This window comes from Gilliamella sp. App4-10 (genome assembly GCF_001690495.1).
Classification (GTDB): domain Bacteria; phylum Pseudomonadota; class Gammaproteobacteria; order Enterobacterales; family Orbaceae; genus Gilliamella; species Gilliamella apicola_G.
Genome location: NZ_LZGS01000012.1, coordinates 24,727 through 32,408 on the forward strand (window position 1 = coordinate 24,727; position 7,682 = coordinate 32,408).

7 protein-coding genes and 1 tRNA gene are annotated in these 7,682 nt (G+C 35.1%); 2 read left to right on the plus strand and 6 right to left on the minus strand.

Annotated elements, in window-relative coordinates:
- Window positions 1-9: 9 nt before the first annotated feature.
- The 5 genes from panB to recQ form a co-directional block, all read right to left on the minus strand.
- Entirely contained in the window at window positions 10-852 is an 843-nt protein-coding gene (gene panB, locus A9G23_RS02630) for a 3-methyl-2-oxobutanoate hydroxymethyltransferase (protein WP_065586150.1), read from the minus strand.
- Entirely contained in the window at window positions 849-1,691 is an 843-nt protein-coding gene (locus tag A9G23_RS02635; protein WP_065586151.1) for a Rossmann-like and DUF2520 domain-containing protein, read from the minus strand. Before A9G23_RS02635 ends, panB begins: the two co-directional genes overlap by 4 nt.
- A gap of 214 nt (window positions 1,692-1,905) precedes the next feature.
- Window positions 1,906-3,084: a M20 family metallopeptidase gene (locus A9G23_RS02640; protein ID WP_065586152.1), complete on the minus strand. Its 1,179-nt coding sequence runs from the start codon at window positions 3,082-3,084 to the stop codon at window positions 1,906-1,908.
- 168 nt (window positions 3,085-3,252) lie between these two features.
- A complete protein-coding gene (locus A9G23_RS02645) occupies window positions 3,253-4,479 on the minus strand; it encodes a hypothetical protein (RefSeq protein ID WP_065586155.1) in 1,227 nt (408 codons plus the stop codon).
- 108 nt (window positions 4,480-4,587) lie between these two features.
- Entirely contained in the window at window positions 4,588-6,417 is a 1,830-nt protein-coding gene (gene recQ / locus A9G23_RS02650; protein WP_065586153.1) for a DNA helicase RecQ, read from the minus strand.
- Window positions 6,418-6,698: 281 nt separating this feature from the next.
- On the opposite strand from recQ, the gene A9G23_RS02655 reads away from it, so the two are divergent.
- Together A9G23_RS02655 and A9G23_RS11460 are read left to right on the plus strand one after the other, a co-directional pair.
- A tRNA-Val gene (locus A9G23_RS02655) sits at window positions 6,699-6,775 on the plus strand.
- A 135-nt stretch (window positions 6,776-6,910) separates the two neighbouring features.
- Window positions 6,911-7,087: a hypothetical protein gene (locus A9G23_RS11460; RefSeq protein ID WP_176700591.1), complete on the plus strand. Its 177-nt coding sequence runs from the start codon at window positions 6,911-6,913 to the stop codon at window positions 7,085-7,087.
- Between the two features lie 294 nt (window positions 7,088-7,381).
- Here the strand turns inward: A9G23_RS11460 and A9G23_RS02660 are convergent.
- Window positions 7,382-7,682 (minus strand): integrase core domain-containing protein (locus A9G23_RS02660; protein ID WP_141674895.1); only part of this gene is annotated, 301 nt, incomplete at its 5' end.

Consider the following 7,682-nt stretch of genomic DNA (forward strand, 5'->3'; position numbering starts at 1 on the left):
CGTTATCCCTTATGATTGAAACTCAGATTTAAGTTTGTTCATTACCTCACCATCAATGGCAAATTCATGGGTTGAAGTAGGAAATTGTTGCTGTTTTACTTCTTGGCAATAGTCAGTAAACGCTTGTTTCATATGATTACCAATTGGGGCAAAAGATTTGACAAATTTTGAAGAAACACCGTTATACATAGACAGCATATCTTGATAAACAAGCACCTGCCCATCACAATTTACACCTGCACCAATACCAATAGTTGGAATACTCACTAATTGTGAGATCAATTTTGCCAAATCAGCAGGTACACATTCAAGTACAATCGCAATCGCACCCGCTTGTTCAACCGCTAATGCATCAAGAACAATATTTTTTGCATCTTGATAATCTTTACCTTGAACTTTATATCCCCCTAAAGCAAGAACAGATTGAGGCATGAGCCCAATATGTGCAACAACGGGAATGGAAGCTTGTGTAATCATTTTGATATGTTCAAAAAATGCTTGCCCGCCTTCAAGTTTAACCGCTTGAGCTTGACCTTCTTTGATTAGGCGACCAGCATTTAAAACTGCATCATATACAGATGTTTGATAAGACATAAAAGGTAAATCAGTGACAACAAATGCGGACTTAGCTGCTCTTGCAACCGCTTTGGAGTGATGGATCATATCTTCCATAGTAACCGATACCGTGCTATCGTAACCCAGCATCACCATACCTAAAGAATCGCCCACTAATAAACAATCTACACCACTTTCATCCATTAATTTAGCTGTAGTGTAATCATAAGCGGTTAGCATGGTAATTTTTTGTCGATTTTGTTTACGTTCTTTTAAAGTGGCAATCGTGTTTTTCAAGGTAACAGCTCCAATTTTAATTGTCGATAGTCCTTGCTTGGATGTTTTGTTCGACTGATATTAAGTAAAATAGCAGATAACTGCTGATAAATAGGTTTTAGTTCGACCGGCATAGCCATTATATGTTGTTTGATCGTTTCAATATCGCCTCGCTCGACAGGTCCAGTTAGGGCATCAATGACGCCTACTTCACATATATTTTTAGCATTTTCTAAGAATAATAGATGCCACGCTTGTTCACTAAACTCAGAATCTAACTCGCATTGGTCAAGTAAATCAATACCAAGTTGTACCAATGCAATAACTTGATTACTCAACATAACACAAGCCGCATGATAAAGTGGCTTTTTATTCGCAGGTAAAATGGCTAAAGGATTTTTTAGTGAAACAAAAAAGTTTTTTAATTGAGGAATAATGCTTTCATTTGCCTCAAGGGTAAAAGAAACACCTGACATAGCGGTATAGCATTCAAATCTATCATAAATGGCATATAAAGGATGCAATGAAAACGCAAATGGATGAACGATTTTTTGCTGGCTAAATATATGTGACGTCAACAGCCCACTGCAATGACCGATCCATTTATTAGTAATAGGTAATTGGCAAAGTTCTTGCCAAACAGTAGCTATTTGGCTATCTGATACAGTAACCAATAAACAATCACAATCATTAACTAAATCAGCTAAAGTTGCATATGCTTGACTTTGGGTAAAATCACTTGCTACCTTTGCGTGCTCATAAGTTCGGCTATAAAACCCAGCGATCTGCATTCCACATAAAGAAAAATATTTCGCTAAAGTACAACCCACTTTACCCGCACCAATAAAACCGATAATCATTATAATTGTAATTTATTTAATAATTATCGCATTATAGCTTAATCAGGTTGATATTCAATCAAATTAGAAAACGGTAATATATGAAATTGATCGAAAAAAATAATTTCTAATCCTTATGAAGCTACAATGAAGCTAGAAAATCAAATTATTAATTAAATATATAAATAAATCAAACATTACCGAAACTAATACCATAGTTAAAATTTTATTAAGATTAGTTTTGATTCAAATATGCCCAAGCATACTGAGCGTAAAATTCAGCCCCCAATGCCATACCATCTTCATCGACATTAAAACAACCATGATGATGTGGCCATTTGGTATCTTTTTCAGGATTACCTGAACCAACTAATGCAAATGCACCGGGAATACTTTCAGTGTAATAACTAAAATCTTCACCACCGGTTGTTGGCGGCTCAAAGAAAAGTGCCTCATCACCAAATGATTCAACAATGACTTTTTGAGCAAGTAAAGCACTTTCGTTATCATTGATTACAGGTAAAGTGCCGTAAATGTATTCTACTTCAGCCGTCGCACGGTACATTGCAGCCACTTGATTGGCATAACGACGGATAGCTGCCTCAATTTTGTCTCGTACCTCAATATTAAAACAGCGCACTGTACCTTCTAAAACTGCATTTTCAGCAATCACATTAAAGCGTGTTCCCACCTCCATTCGTCCGATGGTAACAACTGCTGGGTCAAGAGGTGATACTTCACGAGAGATTATCGATTGTACATTCATAACAAAAGCTGAGGCCACCATTACTGCATCAACGGTATCATGAGGCATAGAACCATGTCCTCCTTTACCTTTAAATCGAACCGTTAACAAATCAGCAGAAGCAAAACTCGAACCAACCACACAAGATACTTTACCTACAGGCATTTGCGACCAAATATGCATACCAAAAGCGCTATCAACCCCCTCTAACACACCTTGTTTAATCATGCCTTTAGCACCCTGAGCGATCTCTTCTGCTGGTTGAAAAACAAGCCTGACAGTACCGTGTAATTGATCTCGAATTGCCCAAAGTGCTTTAGCTGCAGTTAATAGCATCGAAGCATGAGTATCATGGCCACATGCATGCATTTTGCCATCGATAGTTGATTTATAATCGATATTTTGGTTTAGTTCTTGTACCGGTAAAGCATCAATATCCGCTCTAAGCAAGATTCTTTTACCTGGTTTTGTACCATCAATATCAGCAATGATCCCAGTTGGATCTGTACGACGATATGGAATACCAATTTTATCCAGCTCAGCAGCAATTTTATTGGTGGTTCTAAATTCTTCCCATGGTAATTCAGGGTGTCGGTGCAAATCACGGCGAAAAGCTATCATTTCATTTATATTTTGCTTAATTAATGTTTTTATACTCTGATTTATCATTTTACTACCCTTAAAATTTCAATTTATTCAGACATTTGTTTTGAATCAATATATATCGGATTAGTGGTCATTAAATCAACGAACTGAACAAACAGTCTATCTTTTGAAAATTAATCGCTACAACTAATTCAAACATAATACCTACATAACTATAAATTCCATCAACAATTAATGCGTTAATGGTCCAACAATCATATTAACCATTATTCCAGCCAGAACAACTGACACGATAGTTACTGAAATAAATCCACCAATTAACATTGAAGCTAACATATGACTTGTAAGCACCCTTCTTTCTTTTGGATCTTGGGTTAAACTATTAATCACTTCGTTAGTAATGATATAATCCGCAGGAAATCCATATAGCGCTGTGAGCGCAATCGAAAATGCCATTTCCTTACTCACTTTCAGTAACTTACCAACGATTATTGAAAAAATAAACATCCCGACAACAGCAGCTAAAATAAAAACAATCAAAGGTATGATAAGATGAATAAGCATTTCTGGTGTAGCTCGGCTAAGAGTATCAAATACGAATAACATCAGTCCCATTACAGCTAAACCAAACCCACCAGCTTTTTTTAATGGATGACGTTCTAAAAAACCAATCGAAGAAGCGATAACACCAAATAATAAGCAAAGTACAAATGAATTTATGGTTACAATAGGTTTTAAAACTTCAGATACGAAATAAGCTAACAAGCCAACTGTTGCAATACGTAGAAAGATAAAATAAGATGAATTGTATTGCGTAGGAATTTTTGCAAATAAACTTGGCATTGGGTTTCCATCTGATGACGTACTATTTTGTTCATCTAATTTAGATCGTTGATTAGTATTCGAATTCCAATTACCTTCATGATATATTTTAAGAATTCTTCGTCCTTCGCGCTTAAGCATAATTGAGGTAAGTGGGTAACCTACAAAGCCTTGCATTACATATATTATAATAGCAAAAACAGCAAGATCGGGTAATCCCGCTTCGGTTGCACCATTTGCCATAATAATAGCCGAAACAATACCACCAACTAAAGGCGGAATAGCAATAATAATAGTGTTATAATCAAAAAATAGATAACCGACAAAAACAGTAATAGTAATAATACCAACAATACCCGCAAGCGAAATTAAAATTGTTTTCCATTGACGTAATAACTCTTTTACCGATAATAACGTTCCCATATTAACAATTAATAAATACATAAACATAACAGCAACTACAGTAGGAATACCTGCTCTTGCAACAATATCAGGAGGGAAAAATGTCCAGTAACCAACTAAAAAAAGTACCGCACAAACAAAAACAGAAGGGATCCATGCTTTAGTACGTGTTGAAACAATATCGCCAAAGTAAAGAATTATCAATAACAATACTAACGCGAGCATTTGTGGCATATCGCTCATTGTTGACATATAAATCTCCATTTGCACTGATTGATTACAAATTAAAAAAGAATCAAACTGTTCTAAAATTAAGCATTATATGTAATTAATGTAAAATTGTTACAAATTTTTTACTATGAATTCATTAATTTCATCTAAGAACAAATTACCATATTTTTCCAACTTGATTTTACCTACACCAGTAATATTAATGAGCTGCTTTTTACTTTCAGGTTTAGTTTGAACCATTTCAAGCAAAGTCGCATCACTAAAAACAATATAGGGTGGAATATCTTCGGTATCGGCAATATCTTTACGCAATCGTTTAAGGTTATTAAATAAAATTCGCTCTTCGTAGGCTAAAATAGTTGTTAAATTGATTGCTCTAGCGTAACGATTTATACGGCTTTTCTTAACCATTTCTAAACGAGGTTTAGCCAATGAAAGTGATATTTCTCCCCGAAGAATTAAACGTGCTTTTTGTGTTAATTGCAGGGTTGTATAAGTTGATATATTTTGGTTTAAATATCCCAAATAAACCAGCTGTCTAATAACGCTGAGCCAATAGCCAGATGAATGCTGTTTACCAATGCCATAAACAGATAATTTATTATGACCATTATCTTTAATTTGAGAGCGCCCAGAGCCACGTAAAACATCGACAATATATTGCGCCCCATAACGTTGTTCAACGCGATAAACACAAGATAAAACTTTTTGTGCATCAATTAAGCCATCATAAAGTTCAGGTGGATACAAACAAACATCACAGTTATTACAAGGCTCTTCCCGTTGTTCACCAAAATAATTAAGCAACACAATGCGCCGACAAGTCAAACTTTGCCCAAAAGCCTCCATTGCATCAATTTTTTGCAATTCGACTAGTTTATGTTGGCCCTCTCTTTTCTCAATAACTTGTTGTTGATACCAATTAAGATCTTTACTATTAAATAGTAGCATCGCTTCAGCAGGTACGCCATCACGCCCCGCTCGCCCCGTTTCTTGATAATAAGCTTCAATCGTTCGCGGACAGTCTGCATGAATAACAAAACGCACATTGGGTTTATTAATTCCCATACCAAATGCAACCGTTGCTACAATAATTTGTACATTGTCTTTTAAAAAATCTTCCTGTGCTTGTTGGCGCTCATTATTAGACAGCCCTGCATGATAAGCTTTAACGGAAAATCCTCGCGCAGCAAGTCTAGTGGTCATATCTTCCACTCTTGAACGGCTAGAACAATAAATAATGCCACTATTGCCTTTTTGTGTCTCAATAAACGAAACAACCTGCTCAGTTTGATTAAATTTTTCGACCACCGTATAACGAATATTTGGCCGATCAAAACTTCGCACTATTACTAATGGATCAACCAAATTTAATTGATGAATAATATCAGTCTGCGTCATTTTGTCGGCAGTTGCGGTTAATGCAACAATGGGTACTTTAGGAAAACGAGTTGAAAGTTGTCCTAATTGACGATAATCAGGCCTAAAATCATGTCCCCATTGTGAAATACAATGCGCCTCATCAATAGCAATTAAAGAAGGTGGATATTCATCGATTAATGTAGAAAAAGCCTGTAATGCTAATCGTTCAGGAGAAACATATAACAGCTTTATGGAGTGATCCAAATATTTTTTGATAACTTCTTGTTGCTCGGCCGATGATAGTGAGGCATTAAGATAGGCGGCAGAAATACCATTAGCCAATAACTGATCAACCTGATCTTTCATCAAAGAGATTAAAGGGGATACAATAATTGCTGTCCCTGGTAATAAAACTGCGGGAATTTGATAACATAAAGATTTCCCGCCGCCTGTAGGAATAATTATTAAAGTATCACGTCCATCGATAATAGATTCAATTATTTCTCTTTGTTGATTTCTAAATGACTTGTAACCAAAAACATTTTGCAAAACATCTTCAATCTGATCTTTTATCGACATACAAACCTAAACATGTTACGCCTAACTTGAAGTAGCGAGTATAGCTAAATTAATTTAAACAAACCACCACGAAATCACATAAATTTACAATTCATCCCAATAATAAAAAATTTTTTAGAAAAGATTTTTTGATTCAAATATGATGATTTTATTTAAATCGCAAGCAAATAATGTTTATTTTACAACCCATTTAGTTCGAAAGATTAAAAAAACAGCTATTTTTTTATTTTTTTACTTGCTACAAATCAATTTGCCAGCTAATATTTGCGTGTTTCAAATATACGCCCGTAGCTCAGTTGGTTAGAGCATCACCTTGACATGGTGGGGGTCAGTGGTTCGAGTCCACCCGGGCGTACCATTCTAAAGCTTTATCTTACAAGGCTTTGCAATGATTACCTAAAACTCTAATTTTATCAACTGGGTAAAACAGGGATAAAACTCACACTTTGCTAATCATGATATCAATAAACTACACACTACCAATCTATATTAGATGACGCCCGACGATTACGAAAATGAATTATCGGGCGAATGCTATATTATCAACAGCGACGACGAACACAATTATGTATTCTATCAAACGCAGAAAACACTATACGATATCGCTGATTTTGTGATGCTACATGATGCTGTTGAGTATTGTAAGTTGGAGATTGATAATGTTATTTAATTTAAAACTAAATCATTCCTTTTTAAGCTTCTTTTTTTTGCCTTTAACCAACTTATTGTGAGTTTTCTCTAAAATATCTCTAGAGTCTTTATCTAAGATAAAAGGTCCATCTGCTTCATTCTCAGAAAGACTAACAAGATGTTCAGTATTACTTTCTTTACCTTTAATAATTTTATCTACTTTAAAAAAGAAAATATTATTTGAATTTTCTTCTTCTATTGTTAGGATAACATCCCCACAAGATAAATTTTTAATGTAAATACCCCAAACTTAGTACAAGATTCAAGTAGAAAATCATGCTGTTTGTTTTAGTGTTTTATATTCGAGCGGTGTCATGTTATTTAATGCCTCATGCGGTCTTTCGGTGTTATAAATCGTTAACCATTCTTCGGTTATTCTCCTTGCTTGCGCTAAGTTGTTAAAAAGATATAAATCGAGTACTTCAGTACGATAGGTGCGATTAAATCGTTCAATGTACCCGTTTTGATATGGGCTACCGGGCTCTATATAATCAATGGCTATATCATGTGATTTAGCCCAGTTTATAAAGGTTTTTCCTGTAAATTCTGGTCCATTATCGACGCGTATTTTTAAT

Bases quoted from the DNA above. Each gene is read 5' to 3' on its own strand.
- A9G23_RS02635 (WP_065586151.1), bottom strand. From the start codon at position 1,691: ATGATTATCGGTTTTATTGGTGCGGGTAAAGTGGGTTGTACTTTAGCG.
- recQ (WP_065586153.1), bottom strand. From the start codon at position 6,417: ATGTCGATAAAAGATCAGATTGAAGATGTTTTGCAAAATGTTTTTGGT.
- A9G23_RS02645 (WP_065586155.1), bottom strand. From the start codon at position 4,479: ATGCCACAAATGCTCGCGTTAGTATTGTTATTGATAATTCTTTACTTT.
- A9G23_RS02640 (WP_065586152.1), bottom strand. From the start codon at position 3,084: ATGATAAATCAGAGTATAAAAACATTAATTAAGCAAAATATAAATGAA.
- A9G23_RS11460 (WP_176700591.1), top strand. From the start codon at position 6,911: ATGACGCCCGACGATTACGAAAATGAATTATCGGGCGAATGCTATATT.